This is a genomic window from Reyranella soli, assembly GCF_007992495.1.
Taxonomy (GTDB): domain Bacteria; phylum Pseudomonadota; class Alphaproteobacteria; order Reyranellales; family Reyranellaceae; genus Reyranella; species Reyranella soli.
The window spans coordinates 13,593-30,564 of the sequence record NZ_BKAJ01000151.1 but is presented as its reverse complement, the minus strand read 5'-3'; the positions used below and the strand labels follow the sequence as shown (position 1 = coordinate 30,564).

At 67.5% G+C, this 16,972-nt stretch carries 15 protein-coding genes; 8 read left to right on the top strand and 7 right to left on the bottom strand.

The annotated features are described in order from the left end of the window. Window positions 1–23 precede the first annotated feature (23 nt). On the bottom strand, window positions 24–1,205 hold the full coding sequence (locus RSO01_RS36390; protein WP_147155515.1) for an efflux RND transporter periplasmic adaptor subunit: 1,182 nt from the start codon (window positions 1,203–1,205) through the stop codon (window positions 24–26). Between the two features lie 372 nt (window positions 1,206–1,577). Between RSO01_RS36390 and RSO01_RS36385 the strand changes: the two genes are divergently transcribed. The 6 genes from RSO01_RS36385 to RSO01_RS36360 all read left to right on the top strand — a co-directional run bounded on the left by RSO01_RS36385 (window position 1,578) and on the right by RSO01_RS36360 (window position 8,134). Continuing rightward, on the top strand, window positions 1,578–2,570 hold the full coding sequence (locus tag RSO01_RS36385; protein ID WP_147155514.1) for an ABC transporter ATP-binding protein: 993 nt from the start codon (window positions 1,578–1,580) through the stop codon (window positions 2,568–2,570). Next, window positions 2,567–3,397: an ABC transporter permease gene (locus RSO01_RS36380; protein WP_147155513.1), complete on the top strand. Its 831-nt coding sequence runs from the start codon at window positions 2,567–2,569 to the stop codon at window positions 3,395–3,397. Before RSO01_RS36385 ends, RSO01_RS36380 begins: the two co-directional genes overlap by 4 nt. Before the next feature lie 3 nt (window positions 3,398–3,400). Then, complete coding sequence (locus RSO01_RS36375; protein WP_147155512.1) at window positions 3,401–4,204, top strand: ABC transporter permease; 804 nt, start codon at window positions 3,401–3,403, stop codon at window positions 4,202–4,204. 13 nt (window positions 4,205–4,217) lie between these two features. Continuing rightward, window positions 4,218–5,180, top strand: a complete 963-nt coding sequence (locus tag RSO01_RS36370; protein ID WP_170303629.1) for an aldo/keto reductase — start codon at window positions 4,218–4,220, stop codon at window positions 5,178–5,180. A 76-nt stretch (window positions 5,181–5,256) separates the two neighbouring features. Next, window positions 5,257–5,931, top strand: a complete 675-nt coding sequence (locus tag RSO01_RS36365) for a Crp/Fnr family transcriptional regulator (RefSeq protein ID WP_147155510.1) — start codon at window positions 5,257–5,259, stop codon at window positions 5,929–5,931. Further along, a complete protein-coding gene (locus tag RSO01_RS36360; protein WP_147155509.1) occupies window positions 5,912–8,134 on the top strand; it encodes a peptidoglycan-binding protein in 2,223 nt (740 codons plus the stop codon). Before RSO01_RS36365 ends, RSO01_RS36360 begins: the two co-directional genes overlap by 20 nt. 330 nt (window positions 8,135–8,464) lie before the next feature. Here the strand turns inward: RSO01_RS36360 and RSO01_RS36355 are convergent, their stop codons facing one another. Then, window positions 8,465–9,214, bottom strand: a complete 750-nt coding sequence (locus tag RSO01_RS36355) for a pyridoxamine 5'-phosphate oxidase family protein (RefSeq protein WP_147155508.1) — start codon at window positions 9,212–9,214, stop codon at window positions 8,465–8,467. 93 nt (window positions 9,215–9,307) lie between these two features. Between RSO01_RS36355 and pdxR the strand changes: the two genes are divergently transcribed. Next, a complete protein-coding gene (gene pdxR, locus RSO01_RS36350; RefSeq protein ID WP_147155507.1) occupies window positions 9,308–10,822 on the top strand; it encodes a MocR-like pyridoxine biosynthesis transcription factor PdxR in 1,515 nt (504 codons plus the stop codon). On the opposite strand, the gene RSO01_RS47810 is transcribed toward pdxR, so the two are convergent. The 3 genes from RSO01_RS47810 to RSO01_RS36340 form a co-directional block, all read right to left on the bottom strand. Next, a complete protein-coding gene (locus tag RSO01_RS47810; protein WP_170303628.1) occupies window positions 10,810–10,980 on the bottom strand; it encodes a hypothetical protein in 171 nt (56 codons plus the stop codon). The genes pdxR and RSO01_RS47810 overlap by 13 nt on opposite strands. Window positions 10,981–11,097: 117 nt before the next feature. Beyond that, entirely contained in the window at window positions 11,098–12,123 is a 1,026-nt protein-coding gene (locus RSO01_RS36345) for an amino acid ABC transporter substrate-binding protein (RefSeq protein WP_147155506.1), read from the bottom strand. A gap of 72 nt (window positions 12,124–12,195) precedes the next feature. Continuing rightward, window positions 12,196–13,914, bottom strand: a complete 1,719-nt coding sequence (locus RSO01_RS36340; protein ID WP_147155505.1) for an N-acyl-D-amino-acid deacylase family protein — start codon at window positions 13,912–13,914, stop codon at window positions 12,196–12,198. Between the two features lie 131 nt (window positions 13,915–14,045). On the opposite strand from RSO01_RS36340, the gene RSO01_RS36335 reads away from it, so the two are divergent. Further along, window positions 14,046–15,275: a tetratricopeptide repeat protein gene (locus tag RSO01_RS36335; protein WP_147155504.1), complete on the top strand. Its 1,230-nt coding sequence runs from the start codon at window positions 14,046–14,048 to the stop codon at window positions 15,273–15,275. 16 nt (window positions 15,276–15,291) lie between these two features. Here the strand turns inward: RSO01_RS36335 and RSO01_RS36330 are convergent, their stop codons facing one another. After that, window positions 15,292–16,299, bottom strand: a complete 1,008-nt coding sequence (locus RSO01_RS36330; RefSeq protein ID WP_147155503.1) for a C-terminal binding protein — start codon at window positions 16,297–16,299, stop codon at window positions 15,292–15,294. A gap of 41 nt (window positions 16,300–16,340) precedes the next feature. Then, window positions 16,341–16,967: a 3-isopropylmalate dehydratase small subunit gene (gene leuD / locus RSO01_RS36325; RefSeq protein ID WP_147155502.1), complete on the bottom strand. Its 627-nt coding sequence runs from the start codon at window positions 16,965–16,967 to the stop codon at window positions 16,341–16,343. Between the last annotated feature and the right edge of the window lie 5 nt (window positions 16,968–16,972).

Below are 16,972 nucleotides of genomic sequence, written 5' to 3'. Positions count from 1 at the left end.
GGTCCGGAAGACCATGAACACTATTAGCGAGAACCGACGATCCGCGGTCTCTCGACTTCCGCCGACTGGGTCACCGACCTGGGCTTGACGCTGTCGCCGGCGGCGAACTTCTGGAAGCCGTCGATCACCACACGATCGCCTGGCTTCAGGCCTTCGACCACCAGCCAGCGGCCATCCTGGGCCGCGCCCAGCCGCACCGGCTGCAGCGCGGCGCGATTGTCGTCCTTGACGACGAAGACCTCGCTGCCGCCGCCGCCGTTGCGCTGCACGGCCTGCTCGGGAACGGTGATGGCGTCGCTGTCGACGCCCTGGTCGAGCAGGACGCGGACATACATGCCGGGCAGCAGCTCGCGGTTCGGGTTGGCGAACTCCCCGCGCAACGTCACCTGGCCGGACGACGCGTCGACGCGGGCTTCGGAGAACAGGAGCTTGCCGGCGTGCGCGTAGGTCGTGCCGTCATCCAGCACCAGGCGCACCTTCACCGCGTCGGGCGCCGGGCGCTCGAGGTCGCCGCTCTCGAAGGCGCGGCGCAGGCGGTTGAGCTCGGCGACCGACTGGGTGAAGTCGGCATAGATCGTGTCGAGCTGCTGGATGGTGGCGAGGTTGACCGTGTCGTTCTGCACGACCAGCGCGCCCTCCGTGGCGCGCGCCGCACCGATGCGGCCGCTGATCGGCGCCCGGATCGTCGCGTAGTCGAGATTGAGCCGGGCGCGCGCGACATCGGCCTCGCGGGCGGCGACTTCGGCCTTGTTCTGCGCCACCGTGGCGACGGCGATCTCGTGCTGGGCCGTGGCGATGGCCTGCGCCTTCACCATGGCGGACGAGCGGTTGACCTGCTGCTGGGCGAGCTCGAGCGCGGCCTTCGCCCGCTCGAGGGCGGCTTCGCTCGCCTGCAGTTCGACCTCGAACGGCTTGGGGTCGATCTGATAGAGCGCCTCGCCCGCCTTCACGTCGCTGCCCTGCTCGAACAGGCGCTGGACCACGATGCCGGACACGCGGGGCCGAACATCGGCGACGCGCGTCGGCGCGACGCGGCCGGGCAGCTCTCGGGTCAGGGCAAAGGATTCCGCTTTGACTGTCACGATACCGACATCGGGCGGCGCCGACTGCGGCGCATCGGCGGAAGCGGACTCATCGCAAGCCGCCAGCACAAGGCCCAATCCGACCAACCAAATCGGGACCGACTTCGACGATCGATAACGCATCCTACTCCCCAACGCTTACGCACACGCAAACTCGAAGCCGCACGGCGCGTGCACACCGATGCGGCCATCCTCAAGCGTTTCCCGATGTTGTTGTGATGGTTAGTTGGTGTGAAGTTTCGACAGACATTGTGGCGAGATGTTGGACGAGGCATCCGGCGCAACGTGACAATTGGCTGAATGTTTGTCGCAAAGTGTCACGCCGCAACGGATGACTTTCTCCGTCATCACAGCGAAGCGCGGACCGCGGGCCTCTGGCCCGCCTCATGAATCATGAGCGGGCGGGACGCCCGCGGTCCGCGCTTCGCTGTTTGACTTGAACACGGACACCGCATAGGTTCCGCGCCCTTTTGCTACCACCGGGCGGACGGTCCCATGCCCCAGATCCTCGTCGAGGCGCTGGCCAAGACCTATCGCGTCGCTGAACGCGCGCCGGGCCTCACCGGCGCCATGCTGGGCCTCGTCCGCCGGCGCTGGCGCGAGGTCCACGCCCTGGCCGACGTGTCGTTCAGCCTCGAAGCCGGTGAGCTGCTGGCCTTCATCGGACCCAACGGTGCCGGCAAATCCACGACCGTGAAGATCCTGTCGGGCATCCTGCGACCCAGCAGCGGCCGAGTCGAGGTGGACGGCCTGGTGCCCTACGAGGACCGCGTGCGCCATGTCGCACGCATCGGCGTGGTGTTCGGCCAGCGCAGCCAGCTCTGGTGGGACCTGCCGGTGATCGACGGCTTCGACCTTCTGGCCGACATCTACCGTGTCGAACCCGAGCGCTATCGCCGCCGGCGCGACGAGCTCGTGGCCATGCTGCGGCTCGAACCGCTGCTCGACCAGCCTGTGCGCCAGCTCTCGCTCGGCCAGCGCATGCGGGCGGAGTTCGCGGCGGCCCTGCTGCATGATCCCGCGATCCTGTTCCTCGACGAGCCGACGATCGGGCTCGATGCGCCGTCGAAGCTCGCGGTGCGCGACTTCGTGCGGCGGCTCAACCGCGAGCAGGGCGTCACCGTGCTGCTGACGACCCACGACATGCACGACGTCGAGGCGCTGGCCGAACGTGTCATCGTCATCGGCCAGGGTCGCCTGCTGACTGACGGCCCGTTCGAGAGCCTGCGCGCCAGCGTGCTCGCCGAACGGCGGCTCCACATCGACTTTGCCGGTGCGGCGCCCGAGCTCGGGATACCGGGCGTCACGGTCCGGGCCCGCAGCGAACGCTCGCTCGAGCTCGCTTTCGACCCGACGAAGATCCCGACGCCAAAACTGATCGCCGATATCACCGCCCGGCACGCCGTCGACGATATCCATGTCGACGAGCCCGCCATCGAAGAGGTGATCGCACGCTTCTACGACCTGCACGATGCGGGTGAGGCATGACGACCCGGGCCGCCCGTCCCTACCTTGCGGCCTTCCGCGCGCGCTTCCAGCTCGTGTTGCAATATCGTGCAGCAGCGTTGGCAGGCTTTGCCACGCAGCTCTGGTGGGGCGCCATCCGAATCCTGGTGTTTGCCGCCTTCTACGGCGTCAACGCCGCGGCGGCGCCGATCGGCCTCACCGACGTCGTGACCTATGTCTGGCTCGGCCAGGCGCTGCTGGCGCTGCAGCCCTGGCTCGCCGACCCGGAGGTCGGCCAGGCCGTGCGCTCCGGCGGTGTCGGCTATGACCGCCTGCGGCCGCTCGACGCCTACGGCTACTGGTACGTGCGCACCGTGGGATGGATGCTGGCCCGCGCCCTGCCGCGCGCCGTGCTGATGGTGCTGGCGGCGGCCATCGTGCTGCCGCTCGTCGGCCTCGATGACTGGGCCTGGCGGCCACCCTCCGGCGTGACGGCGGCGCTGCTGTTCATCCCCGCCTTCATCCTCATGACGATGCTCGCCGCTGCCGTCCTGATGCTGGCGAACATCATCGTCGCGGCCAGCCTCAACGAGCGCGGGGTGAATGCCGTCCTGGCGCCGCTGGTGATCGTGTTCTCGGGCAGCCTGCTGCCGCTCGACTTCTATCCCGACGCCTGGCGGCCCTTCCTGCATGTGCAGCCGCTCGCCGGACTGGTCGACATCCCGTTCCGCATCTATTTCGCCGACCTCACGGGCAACGCCGCCCTGCGGGGCCTCGCCCTGCAGGCCGGCTGGACCCTGGTGCTGATCGCCCTCGGACGTTTCGCCATGGAGCGCATGATGCGCCGGCTGGAAATGCAGGGGGGCTGATCCATGAACGCCCTCGCCCTCTATGGCCGCTACATCATCACCTCGCTGCGCGCGCAGGCGCAGTATCCGACGGCGACCCTGATGCTGACCGCGGGCCACTGCGCGGCGACGTCAATCGAGATCCTGTGCGTGTTCGCCCTATTCCACCGCTTCGGGTCGGTTGGCGGCTGGTCGTTCGGCGAGGCGGCGTTGTTCTACGCGCTGGTCAACATCATGTTCTCGCTCGCCGACCTCCTGAGCCGCGGCTTCGAGGTGTTCGGCACCGACTTCGTACGTACTGGCGCGTTCGATCGCGTCCTGCTGCGACCGCGCGCCGCCGCCCTGCAGCTCGCCGGCTACGAGGTTCGCCTGTCGCGACTGGGACGGCTGATACAGGCCTCTATCGTGCTGGTCTTCGCCACCAACCTCGTCCCCATCACCTGGGATGCGCGGGCGGTCGCCATCGCTTTGTGGGCCGTGGCCGGCGGCATTGGGCTGTTCATGGGCATCATGGTCCTGCAGGCCACCCTCGCTTTCTGGACCGTCGACAGCCTGGAGATCATGAACGTGCTGAGCTACGGCGGCGTCCAGGCGGCGCAGTATCCGCTCAACATCTACGCAGCTTGGTTCCGGCGCGTGCTGACCTTCGGCCTGCCGCTCGCCTGCGTGGCCTACTATCCGGTGCTGGCGATCCTGAGGCGGCCCGATCCGCTGGGCGCACCGGACTGGTTGCTGCCGCTTGCACCGATCGCCGGTTTCGCGTTCCTTGCCCTGTCGTTCGTCGTCTGGCGCACCGGCATGGCGCGCTATGCCTCAACGGGCAGCTGAGAGGGACCGATCCATGGACTACAAGTCACTCGGAAAGACCGGCCTCAGGGTAAGCGTCGCGGGCCTCGGTTGCGGCGGCAACAGCCGCCTGGGACTCGGGCGTGGCGCCAGCTTCGACGACTGCGTCGCGATCGTGCGCACGGCGGTCGATCTCGGCGTCAATTTCCTCGACACCGCCGAGGCCTATGGCACCGAGGAGATCGTCGGCGCCGCCGCCCGGTCCTACGACCGCGACAAGCTGGTGATCTCGACCAAGGCCATCTTCAGCGCGAACGATACCGCCGAGACCGTGACCCGCAAGGTCGAGGCCGCGCTGCGACGTCTCAGCCTCGATTACGTGGATGTCTTCCATTTCCACGCCGTCAGCCCTGCCGCCTATGGGCACCATCACGACGTCCTGGCGCCCGCTCTGGTCAGGCTCAAGGAACAGGGCAAGGTGCGCCATGTCGGCATCACCGAGACCAGCCCCAACGATCCGGAACAGAAGATGCTCGCCCGGGCGATCCAGGAAGCGCCCTGGGAAGTCACCATGCTGGCCTACAGCCTCATGAACCAGGGCGCACGGCGCCAGATCTTCCCGGAGACCGAGCGCCGAGGGATCGGTACGCTCCTGATGTTCGTCGTCCGCAACATCTTCAGCAACGCCGCCTATCGCCACGACATCTTCGCCAAGCTGGTCGAGCAAGGCGATCTCGACGCCTCGATCCTGGCCGACGGCGATCCGCTCGCGTTCGTCGTTGGTGAAGGCGGCGCCGAAAGCATCACCGACGCGGCGTACCGCTACGCGCGCCACACACAGGGCGTCGATGTCGTCCTGTTCGGGACCGGCAACAAGGACCACGTCAAAAGCAACGTCGATTCGATACTGCGGCCGCCGCTGGCGCCGCCGATCATCGATCGGCTTCACGCCTCGTTCGGACGCCTGAAAGGCGTTGGACTGGACCGACCGGGCCCCGTCAAGGTTGCGAACGGGTGATAAGGCTCGCCCCGCTCTTGTGCCGCCTGCCGTAACTGGCCAGACTGCCGCCAGGCCAAGGTACGGTGCCGCTGGAATGACGCCCCAGGACTTGCTCCGCCTCCATCCTTTCTTTGCCGAGCTTTCGGAGCAGGACGGCGAGGCGGTGTTGACGCGCACACGGACCAGGCGCGTTCCGGCCGGACACATCCTCTTCCAGGAGGGCGACGCCGGCGATGGCCTCTACGGCATCCTGGCGGGCCGCGTCGCCTTCACCGTGGACTCCGTGCAGGGCAAGGGGCTGATCCTCAACGTCCTCGGTCCCGGAGAATTCTTCGGCGAGATCGCCCTGCTGGACGGCAAAGGACGCACCGCGACGGCGGTGGCGCGCGATGCCTGCGAGCTGCTGTTCATTGCGCGCCAGGAGTTCATGTCTTTCTTCGGGCAAAGGCCCGAAGCAATGTCCCGCATCATCGAGCTTCTATGCGCGCGGCTGCGGCGGTCGACCGAGTACATCGCCGATACCGCCTTCCTGGATCTTCCGACAAGGTTGGCCAAGCAGCTGGTCAGCCTGGCGCATGACGATGAATCGCCCCAGGAGCCCGCTTTGCGCATCTCCCACGCCGAGCTCGCGGCCATGCTCGGTGTTTCGCGAGAGCGCGTGAGCATGCAGCTGGCCGCGTGGAGCGACAGGGGTATCCTCGACCAGGGTCGCGGCCGCCTTGTCGTCCGCGACCGGCAGGCGCTGCAACATGTCATCGCCAACGGCTGAGGGCGGGCGCACCGCCCGTCGCCGCCGGCTGTCAGCCATCGTTCAGGCTGACCTCTCCGGCTACGTGCGCCTGATGGAAGGTGGCGAGGATCGCACGGTCAGTCGCCTCAAGTCGGTACGCGCCGAGATCTGGCTGCCTGCCGTCGATGCCGGCGGCGGCCGGATCGTGAACATCGTGGGCGACTCCGTGCTGGCCGAATTCAGCTCGGCGGTGGCAGCGGTCGCGGCAGCGATCGACATCCAGGAACGGATGGCGCGCTTCAACCAAGCGCTCGACGAGGAACAGCGCCTGATGTTCCGCATCGGGCTGCATCTCGGCGAGGTCATCGTCGACGAGACCGAGACGATCTTCGGCGATGCCGTCAATGTCGCCTCCCGCATCCAGCTGATGGCCGAGCCGGGCGGGATTGCAGCATCGCGCGAAATTCGCGACGCCACGCATCTGCTGGCGGATTGCACCTTCGTCGATGGCGGCAGGCATCGGGCCCGGCATGTCCGCCGTCCTCTGCAAATCTATCATGTCCACAGGCGCGAAAGCGTGTCAGGTGCCCTCGCCCGCAAAATGGGCGTCACGCTCCGCCGATCGGCGCTGTGGGGAACCATCACTGCCGTCGCGGTACTGCTTGTCGGTGGCGGCTATCTGGCCTTTACGACAAATCTGACAGCGGCGGTCAGCACGGCGGCGCTCACCCTGTCAGCCGAGCAACTCGAACAGGCACTGGTTGAGCGGCGCAGGGCCGACGCCTTGGCGGCGGAGAAGCGACAGCTGGAAGCGCAAGCGCGACAGCGCGCCGATGCGGAAGCCGAGGCCAAACGGCGGGCCGATGTCGAGCTCGAGAATGCGCGACAGGCGCGCCAGAAAGCCGAATTGGAGTTGGCCCAGTTGAAGGCCGATATCGAAGCGCGACGCCGCGCCGAAGGAGGCCGCGATGATCAGTCGGCGGTGATAGCGCAGCGCGCCGCCGAGGAAGCCGCCCAGCGCAAGGCCGAAGCCGAGGCCACCTCCCTGCGCGAAGCCGAGGAAGCGGCCGCGAAGAAGGCCGAGGCGGACGCCGCCAACAAGCAGCAGGCCGACCAGGCGTTGGCGGTGGCCACCGACCGGCGCGAGCAGGCCGAAGCAGATGCACGCGCCGCGGCGGCCAAGACCGCACCCGCTTTGCCGACCCTCAAGGAGCAAGCCGAGGCGGCGGAAAGGGGCCTGCGCCTGGACGCTACGGACCGCCGGCGCCTGCAGGTCGCGCTGACCTCGCTCGGCTTCGACACGCGCGGCGACGACGGCGTGCTCGGCCCGCGCTCGCGCGAGATGATCGCGAACTGGCAGAAGGCGCGCAATCAGCCGTCAACCGGGTTCGTGACCAAGGCCCAACAGCAAGCGCTTCTGCAGGATGCCGCGGCAGCGTTGTCGAAGGACGACGAGCAGAGGAAAGCCAAGCAAGACATTCCGCCGGTGACCGAGGCATCCGCAGCGCTGCCTGCCAATCCGCCGGAATCGACAGACGGGCTCTGGCGAGGGACGTATGAATGCGGCCGGAACGGCAACTTCAAGCCGTTCACTCTGAAGCCGGAAGTACGCCTGAAAGCGGGGAGCGGGACTTGGTACACGGCCTATGCTTCGTCGGGGAATGACAACACGCTCGGCATCAGCGTCGCGATCGACGGAACCAAGGTCCGTGTAACGCGTCGAACCATGTCCAGCGGCGGAAGTATTGCCAGCGGCGCCCCCCCCGAGACGACGCTATTCGGCTGGCTCGAAAGCAACGCCATCCTTGCGAGCAACAACAAGTGCACGATGGTGCTGGAGCGGGACGTCGCGCCTGTCCGTCCTCCCGTCGTCAGCCAACCGATCCCCACGGCCTACGACAACCATCCCTCCTTGCCCTCGCCCGATGGGCTGTGGCGTGGGACCTACAAGTGCGACCAAGGCCTGGTGACGGTGCGGCAGCGCGGGGCACCATTCGTCATCGACCTCAACCTGCGCCTGACGAACGGTTCGGCGACATGGCGAACGGCGGGGCCAAGCGAGACCAACGGCTACAGCTTCGATGTTGCCGTTTCAGTCATTCGCGACATCGCCAACATCGCCCGCACCGGCTTGGGATCTCGCGTCACACTGACGGGCCGTTACGACGGCGCCACTATCAGTGCGACAGGCAAGGAACGATCGTCCGACCGCGATTGCACGCTGGCTCTGACGCGCTCCTAAAGTCGATCATCTGGGTGTCAACTTGAGCCGGGCGTCAAAGTAAGCCTTCGTCACCGCGTAGGAATCGGTCGCGGCTTCGTCGTTCCTGCCGTTCAAGTGGTCCTTATCCGGATTGTCTGAAGTACGTCGAATTGCAGTCCGACTTTCCTCATGCGCCGACGATCAAGGTGTATCCAAACGCGCCCCACATCTTCGATGCGGCGTTTCGAGCGTATTTGGATCTGGAGGGCCACTTGCAAGGCGCCCACCCCGAGCCAAGGGCCGACTCCTACGCGATGGCGAAGGCTTTCCTTGATGCGCGGCTCAAGTCGAAATAGCTCGATCGCGCAGCTATCCGAACGTGCGCCGGTAGCTCTTGGTCATCAGCTCGTCGAGGCGCGCTCCAGGCTCGAAGTCGGTCATGTCGTCGGGCCGCTCGAGGCCGGGAAGCTGGCGCTCGCACTCCGACGGCGCACCGATCACCTGCGTCACGGGATAGAGTGACGACCAGGCCGGAACGCCCGCGTAATCCTCCTCCTCGTCCGCCACGTGCTTGTCGCGGATCTTGCCTGAAGCGTGCTCGATCTCCATGCCCATCATGGTCGTGGCCTTGAACTCCTGCTTGTTGGGCTGGCGGATCAGCTTGGAGCGGCCGGGATAGATGCGGTCGATGAAGCGGTCCATCAACGTCAGCTTCTTCTCCACGTCGTCGATGATGTGCGCCGTGCCGAAGGCCATCACCGCACGGTAGTTGACCGAGTGGTGGAAGCCCGAGCGCGCCATCACCAGCGCGTCGAGATGGGTGACGGTGAGGCAGACCGGCACGCCCTGGCCCTGCGTGCGGATCATCCGGCTGGCCGAGGAGCCGTGCCAGTAGAGATGATCGCCCTCGCGCCAGAACGAGGTCGGCGTGCAGTAGGGCCGGCCGTCGATCACATAGGCGATGTGGCAGACCAGGGCGGCATCGAGGATCTCGTAGACCGTCTTGCGGTCGTAGCGGCCACGCTCGTGCACGCGCTTCACCTTGTTCACCGGCGTGACGCCGAAGGAGTCGGCCGTGTTTTCGTTGCTCTGGCCGCGCGCGATGGTCTGGGTGCTCATGAATAAGGACTCCGGGGCGATTGCGGGCCGGACCATGATGGCAATAAGGTACAGACAAAAGAGCCAGTTTGGACATTCTGGACTGTACCAGTCATGCCACGCCCCACCCGCAAGGCCGCCCCACTCGGCCTCGTCCTCGATCCTGCGGCGTCCGAGCCGCTGCACCGCCAGATCGGCGAGCAGGTGCGCCATGCCATCCTCGAACGGCGGCTGGCGCCCGGTCAGCGCCTGCCCTCCTCGCGCCTGATGGCGAGCGAGCTCGACGTCGCGCGCGGCACCGTGCTGCTGGCCATGGACCAGCTCATCGCCGAGGGCTACGTTGTGGCGCAGGCCGCGTCCGGCCTCTCCGTCGCGACCGACCTGCCGGACGACATGCTGATGGCGCCGCGCGGACAGCCTGCCGGTTCGACGGCCGCCGACCGTACCGCCGCCCCGTCGCTGTCGCGCCGCGCGCGGACGGTGCTGCGTGACGCAACGCCGGGCTTCGGGTTCGAGGAAGCGCCGATCGCCTTTCCCACCGGCCAGCCCGACCGCGAGGCCTTCCCCTTCGCGCTATGGGCCAGGCTGCTGGAGCGCGAATGGCGGCAGCCGTCCTGGACGGTCGCCGGCGCACCGCATCCCTTCGGCCATGCCGGACTGCGCACCGCCATTGCCGCCTATCTTGGGACGGCCCGCGGCTTCACCTGTGCGCCCGAGTCGATCGTGATCACCAACGGCATGCGCCAGAGCCTGTCGCTGCTGGCCTGGCTGGTGCTCGATCCCGACGAGGCCGCCTGGATCGAGGAGCCGGGCTATGTCGGCACGCGCGAGGCGCTGGCGCTGGCCGGCGTGCGCGCGGCGCCGATCCCGGTCGACGAACAGGGTTTTAGCGTCGAGCGCGCGATTGACGTCGAGCCGCGGGCGAAGCTCGCAGTGGTGGCGCCGGCGCACCAGTTTCCGCTGGGCACGATGCTCGGCCTGCAACGCCGGCTCGAGCTCCTGAGCTGGGCCGAGCGCCATGAGGGCTGGATCGCCGAGGACGATTTCGACGGCGAGTACCGCTACACCGGCCGGCCGCTGGCGCCGCTGCGGGCACTCGATCGCAGCGGCCGCGTGGTCTATCTCGCCAGCTTCTCCAAGCTGCTCTTCCCGTCGCTGCGCCTGAGCTACGTCGTACTGCCGGACGCGCTGGTGCCGGCGGCGGAACAGCGGATGGCGATGGTGCCGGCGCGCGCCTCGCTGATCGGCCAGGGCGCGCTTGCCCGCTTCATCGCCGACGGCCATCTCGCGACCCATCTGCGACGCACGCGCCTGCTCTACGCCGCCCGCCAGGAAGCGCTTCTGGCCGGCATCGAGCGTCATCTCGGGCGCTGGCTGGAGAGCGCGCCCGACTCGGCCGGCATGCACCTGGTCGCGCGGCCGCTCGCCGCGATCGCGTCCGGCTTCGACGATCGCGCGACCACCGTGGCGGCCGCCCAGGCGGGAATCGCCGCGTCGCCGCTATCGGCCTGCTATGCCGGCCGGCGCCGCCGGCACGGCCTGATCTTGAGCTACGCCGGAACGCCTGAGCTGGAGATCGACCGCGCCTGCGTCACCCTCGCCCGCGTGCTCCGTGTTCAGCCGCGCTGACCGCGCCGGCCGCCCTTTCGTCGTTGCTCGCTCTGCTCGGAGGCGCTGTAGCGTCCCGACGACTGCTCCACCACGCGCGCCATCTGCGGCGACTTGGGAACACCCTGCTTGCGATCCCAGCGCGGATCGGCTGGTTTGTTGCTTCGCTTGCGCACCATCGTCCTGCACCCGTGAACTGCGTGTCGAAGCTGAACGACCACTGCGCCGGGACGTTCCAAACAAAAAGCCGCCCGGAGCCCGGACGGCTTTTCGATTGGTTGCGAAGGCTCGCAACTTCAACGAATCGGCGGCGCGTATTGCAGGCCGCCCTGCGTCCACAGCGCGTTCTGGCCGCGGGCGACTTTCAGCGGGCTGCCCATGCCGACATTGCGGTCGAAGCTCTCACCGTAGTTACCGACCTGCTTGATGATGTCGTAGACCCACTTCTCGTCGACGCCGAGCGCCTTGCCCATGCCGGGCGTGACGCCCAGGATGCGCTTGATCGCCGGATTGTCGCTCTTCAGCATCTCGTCGACGTTCTTCGAGGTGATGCCGTACTCCTCGGCCTCGAGCATGGCGTACTGCACCCAGCGCACGATGTCGGCGAACTGGTTGTCGCCGTGGCGCACCACCGGGCCCAGCGGCTCCTTGGAGATGATCTCCGGCAGGACGACATAGTCGTCGGGATTGGGCGCATTGGCGACGCGCGTGGCATAGAGGCGGGCCTGGTCGCCGGAATAGGCGTCACACCGGCCGCTGAAAAAGGCCGAGCGGCTCTGGTCGGGATCCTCGAACAGCACCGGCTTGAAGGTCATCTTGTTGGTGCGGAAATAGTCGGCGATGTTGAGCTCCGACGTGCTGCCGGTAAGAACGCAGATCGAGGCGCCGTTCAGCTCCTTGGCGCTCTTCACGCCGAGCTTCTTGGGCACCATGAAGCCCTGGCCGTCGTAGTAGGTGACGCCGACGAAGTCGAGGCCGAGCGCGGTGTCGCGCGTCAGCGTCCAGGTCGAGTTGTTCGACAGCAGGTCGACTTCACCCGCCTGCAGCGCCGTGAAGCGCTGCTGCCCGGACAGCGGCACGTACTTCACCTTTTCGGAATCGCCGAACAGCGCGGCCGAGATGCCGCGGCAGATGTCGACGTTCATGCCGGTCCATTTGCCCTGGCTGTCGACCGTCATGAAGCCCGCGATGCCGCCCACCGCCACGCCGCAGACCAGCTGGCCGCGCGCCTTCACGTTATCGAGATCCTTGCCGGCCAGGGCCGGGCCCGCCTGCGAGATCGCGGCCAGGCCCGCGGTCATCGCCAATATCAGTTTCTTCATCACTGCTTGGTCTCCTGTCAGTTCAGCAGCCCCGCTGCTGTCTAACACGGAAACCGTGACGGAATCCCGGGGTCAGGCGGTCGACCGGACCAGCTTTCCAGGCCTGGCGCCGGTCTCCTCGCCCTGCTCGAAGATCGGCACGCCCGAGCAGATCGTCATGTCGTAGCCGTCGACATGCTGGACGAGACGGCGCCCGCCCGCCGGCAGATCGAAGATCATTTTCGGGGCATGCAGGTGCAGCCCGTCGAAGTCGATGACGTTCACGTCCGCCTTGAGGCCCGGCTGCAGCCGGCCACGGTCGCGGAAGCCGAAGAAGTCCGCCGTCTCGCTGGTCTGCCGCTTGACCACGAACTCGAGTGGCAGGCGCGGCCCGCGCGTGCGGTCGCGCACCCAGTGGCTCAACATCGAAGTGTTGAGCGAAGCGTCGCAGATCACGCCGCAATGCGCGCCGCCGTCCGACAGGCCGAGCAGAGTGTGCGGATCCTCGATCATTTCCCGCACCACCTCGAGGTCGCCGTGCACGTAGTTGGTGACGGGGAAGTAGATCATCCGCCCGCCGTCGCCGCCGACCAGGTAGTCGTAGCAGAATTCCTGCGGGCTCACGCCGTCGCGAGCCGCCATGGCGGCGATACTGCGCTCCGGCGGCGGTTCGTAGTCCGGCGGATCGCCCAGCAGGTACATGCGGTCCCAGCGTGTCGCGATCTGGCGCGACAGAGGCGGTAGCACCTCGAGCAGCCGCGGTGAGGCCTCCTGCGCCAGAATCGTCCGGCGCATCTCGGGATCGCGCAGCTTCGCCAGCATCTCGGCCGGCGGCAGCTTGGACGCCTCGGCAAAGGCCTCGCGCAAGGCGAAGGGATTGAGCGAGGTGCCGAGCCCCAGAGTCAGCCCCACCGGTCGTCCGGCGACCTGGGCGGAGAGCGGCAGGTTGTCGGCGCGGGCGGCGCGGACACCGTCCATCAGGCGGCGCCACCGGTCGGGATCGTAGCTGCGGTCGGTGAGCAGGAACCAGACGGGACGGCCACTGTCCTTGGCCACCTGGCGCATCCAGCGGAACTCGGCGGCCTCGTCCTCGAAATCGGAGAGCATGCCGAAGGCGCCGCGGCCGGCACGGCCCATGGCCTTGCCGATGGCCAGCAGCTCCTCGTGCTCGGCATAGCGGCCGGGAACGAGATCGCCGGCCAGGGTCTTGTGCTGGTCGGTGCGGCTGGTGGTGAAGCCGATGGCGCCCGCCGTCAGCGCCTGCTCCGTCAGCCGGGCCATCGCCTCGATATCCTCGGCCGTCGCATGCTCGCGGGCGATCGCGCGCTCGCCCATGACGTAGACCCGCAGCGGGTGGTGGGCGAGCTGTGCGGCGATGTCAATGGTGCGCGGCAGCCGCGCCAGCGCATCGAGGTAATCCGGGAAGCTCTCCCAGTCCCACTTGAGGCCTTCCGACAGCGTGATGCCGGGGATGTCCTCGACCCCTTCCATCAGATCGATCAGCGCCTTGTGGTGTTGGCGACGGACGGGCGCAAAGCCCACGCCGCAATTGCCGAAGGCGATGGTCGTGGCGCCGTGCCAGGAGGACGGCGCCAGCACGGGATCCCAAGTGGCCTGGCCGTCATAGTGCGTGTGCACGTCGACCCAACCCGGCGTGACGATGCGGCCGTCGGCCTTCACCTCGCGGCGGCCCGGGCCGGCCTTGCCGCCAACCTGCACGATCCGGTCACCATCGATGGCGACGTCTCCCTGAGCGGCGGGCGCTCCCGTGCCGTCAACGATGCTGCCGCCCCGGATGACGATATCGTGCATTGTCGGTCCTGCTTCCTTCAAAGATGGAAGCACGAGCTTTTCATACATCGACGGGCACCGGAAGCCGCAAGGTCGCTTCGCTCTGCGAGAAGGGTTGCCTGCCCAAGCCGCCTTGTTCATAGATTACGCTCATGGTCCGTTCACAAGCCGCGGTGCCCGAGGGCATCCAGCGCAGCATCGCCGGTGGCCGCTACAGCGAAGCGGCCGACGCCCTGCGCAACCTGGCGGGGTCGGCGCCTTCGGTGGCCGTTCTCACGGCCCTGGCGGACATGAACTTCCAATTGGGCGACCTCACCGAGGCCAAGGAGAATGCGCTCAAGGCCGTGGCGGCCGATCCCCGGGCCCATGCCGCGCGTGTTCTGCTGGGCCGCGTGCGGACAGCGCTGGATGAACGCGACGCGGCGCTGGCCGATTTCCGCGCCGCGCTCGAGCTTGCCCCACCGTGGAAACCGCCGGCCGGCGGCGGGCCGATCGCCGTTGCGGCGCACCAGGCGCTGCACAACCTCGAACAGCTCATCTATCTGGAACGGGCCGACAAACGGCCGCCCGGTACGCTGCTGCCGGCCGACCCGAATTTGAGGGAAGCGGCACGGCGCAAGCTCTACCAGATGGTCGATGACACGAGCCGCGAGATCCCGACGATTCCCATGGGCGGCCAGTACGGTCGGACGATGGCCGACCCGCCGCTTGTGATGCACGACGAAGCACCGCCGGCGGTCTGCCTCAACCGGCGGGACGATTGGGACGACGTGCTGAAGACCTTCCACGGCGAGGGCAAAGGCGTCGCCTGCGTCGACCACTTGCTGACGCCGGAAGCGCTCGCCCAGTTGCAGCGCTTCTGCCTGCGATCGACGGTGTGGCGCCGGGCGTACCCGCCGGGCTACATCGGGGCGAATCCCGAGTCCGGCTTCTTCAGCCCCTTGCTGCTGCAGATCGCAGCGGAGCTGCGGCAGGCCATCCCCGGGCTGCTGGACGGGCATCACCTGAACTATTGGTGGTCATTCGTCTGTCAGCATCAGCGTCCGGGCATCGACATCCATGCCGACCATTCGGATGTCAGCCTCAATTTCTGGATCACGCCGGACTCGGCCAATCTCGAGCCCGGCAGCGGCGGGTTGGACATGTGGGATGTCGCGGCGCCCAACGACTGGACGTTCGACGACTACAACAGCGGCGCCCGGGACATTCACGCCTTCCTGCGTCAGGAGAAGGCGCGACAGACCTCGTATGCCTATGCCGAGAACAGGGGACTGCTGTTCAAGGGCACGATCTTCCACCAGACCGCGGCCTGCCGCTTCGCCGACGGTTTCGAGAACCGCCGGCGCAACGTGACCATGTTGTTCCGGCGTACGCGCAGCTAGGCGGGCACGGGAGCCCTCAGAACATCTCCGGTGTGATGACATTCTGCGGCCGCGGGCCGACCATCGCGGCGCGCATGGTTTCCGCCGACTTGACCCGGATGTCCTCCCACGCCTCGGGCGTGAAGAAGGCGGAGTGCGGCGTGATGATCAGGCGGCCTTCGCACCATGGCTCACGGTCGCGGTAGGCGCGCAGCAGCTCGGGGATGGGCTCGACCGGCGGCTCGACGGGAAGGACGTCGAGCCCGACGCCGGCGAGATGGCCGCGCTTCAGGAGATCGGCCAGCGCGTCGACATCGCAGATCGGCCCGCGGGCGGTACTGACCACCACGCCGCCCTTGGGCATGCGCTCCAGCATGGCGCGCGAGATCATGCCGCGCGTCTCCAAGGTCAGCGGCGCGTGGATCGACAGCGTGTCGGTCTGCTCCATCAACGCCTCGAGCGAGGTCACGCGCTCGACGCCGACACCGAGCTCGGTGCCGTTCGGCATATAGGGATCGTAGGCGACGACGCGGAACTGGAAGGCCTTGGCGCGCAGCGCCGCCGCCGTGCCGATACGACCCAGACCGACGATGCCGAAGGTCTGCACGCCGTTGCGCTTGAGCAGCGGGTCACGGACGTAAGACCATGGCGCAGGCTGCGGCCGGCGCTGCGCCTCGAGGTGCATCGTGATACCGCGGCGCAGCGCCAGGGCGAGCGCCAGCGCATGGTCGGCCACCTCGGTGGTGCCGTAGTCCGGCACGTTGCACACCATCACCTTGCGCGACTCGGCCGCCTTGCGGTCGATCTTGTCGTAGCCCACGCCCATGCGCACGACGCAGGAGAGCTTGGGGAACTTGGCGAAGTGCTCGGCGGTCACCGCGTGCCGGAGCACCATCAGGCCGTCGACATCGGCGCAGTCGCTCGCCTCGAGTTGCGACAGGTTGGTGACGTTGCGCCATACCACGCGCACGTCCGGCCCGAACACCTCGCGCTCGACCTTGTCGTTGTCGTACAGCTTCTCCGCGTACAGCACCGTCTTGACCATGGCCTGGGCATCTCCCTCCTAGGAGGGCCCATCCTAGCAAGTCACAGTCCGTCGAGCGCCGTCGCCCGCCACGGCTGGCTCTGCCTGAGCCGCACCTCGAAAGCGTCGATCCTGTCCGCCTTGGCGACCGTCGCCCCGATCTCATCGAGCCCCTCGAGCAGCCGGCTGCGACGCGAAGGCTCGACCTCGAAGGCGATGCGCTCGCCGTCGGGCCGCGTCAGCTCCTGCGTCTCGAGGTCGATGGTGAGCACCGCATTGGCGCCGCGCTCGGCATCCTCGATCAGCTGGGCGCAGACCGCCTTGGGCAGCACCAAAGGCAGGATGCCGTTCTTGAAGCAGTTGTTGAAGAAGATGTCGGCGAAGGACGGCGCGATCACGCAGCGGATGCCGAAATCGCGCAGTGCCCAGGGCGCGTGCTCGCGGCTCGAGCCGCAGCCGAAGTTGTCGAAGGCGACCAGGATCTCGGCCTGCCGCCAGGCCGGTCGATTGAGCACAAAGTCGGGCCGCTCGCTGCCGTCCGCGTTGAAACGCATTTCGGCGAACAGGTGCTTGCCGAGCCCGGTCCGCTCCGTGCCCTTCAGATAGGTCTTGGGAATGACCATGTCGGTGTCGACATTGACCATCGGCAGGGGCGCCGCGACACCGCTGAGGCGCGTGAACTTTTCCATGGTGT

Coding starts and splice junctions, on each gene's coding strand:
- RSO01_RS36390 (WP_147155515.1), bottom strand. CDS start 1,205: ATGCGTTATCGATCGTCGAAGTCGGTCCCGATTTGGTTGGTCGGATTG.
- RSO01_RS36385 (WP_147155514.1), top strand. CDS start 1,578: ATGCCCCAGATCCTCGTCGAGGCGCTGGCCAAGACCTATCGCGTCGCT.
- RSO01_RS36380 (WP_147155513.1), top strand. CDS start 2,567: ATGACGACCCGGGCCGCCCGTCCCTACCTTGCGGCCTTCCGCGCGCGC.
- RSO01_RS36375 (WP_147155512.1), top strand. CDS start 3,401: ATGAACGCCCTCGCCCTCTATGGCCGCTACATCATCACCTCGCTGCGC.
- RSO01_RS36370 (WP_170303629.1), top strand. CDS start 4,218: ATGGACTACAAGTCACTCGGAAAGACCGGCCTCAGGGTAAGCGTCGCG.
- RSO01_RS36365 (WP_147155510.1), top strand. CDS start 5,257: ATGACGCCCCAGGACTTGCTCCGCCTCCATCCTTTCTTTGCCGAGCTT.
- RSO01_RS36360 (WP_147155509.1), top strand. CDS start 5,912: ATGTCATCGCCAACGGCTGAGGGCGGGCGCACCGCCCGTCGCCGCCGG.
- RSO01_RS36355 (WP_147155508.1), bottom strand. CDS start 9,214: ATGAGCACCCAGACCATCGCGCGCGGCCAGAGCAACGAAAACACGGCC.
- pdxR (WP_147155507.1), top strand. CDS start 9,308: ATGCCACGCCCCACCCGCAAGGCCGCCCCACTCGGCCTCGTCCTCGAT.
- RSO01_RS47810 (WP_170303628.1), bottom strand. CDS start 10,980: ATGGTGCGCAAGCGAAGCAACAAACCAGCCGATCCGCGCTGGGATCGC.
- RSO01_RS36345 (WP_147155506.1), bottom strand. CDS start 12,123: ATGAAGAAACTGATATTGGCGATGACCGCGGGCCTGGCCGCGATCTCG.
- RSO01_RS36340 (WP_147155505.1), bottom strand. CDS start 13,914: ATGCACGATATCGTCATCCGGGGCGGCAGCATCGTTGACGGCACGGGA.
- RSO01_RS36335 (WP_147155504.1), top strand. CDS start 14,046: ATGGTCCGTTCACAAGCCGCGGTGCCCGAGGGCATCCAGCGCAGCATC.
- RSO01_RS36330 (WP_147155503.1), bottom strand. CDS start 16,299: ATGGTCAAGACGGTGCTGTACGCGGAGAAGCTGTACGACAACGACAAG.
- leuD (WP_147155502.1), bottom strand. CDS start 16,967: ATGGAAAAGTTCACGCGCCTCAGCGGTGTCGCGGCGCCCCTGCCGATG.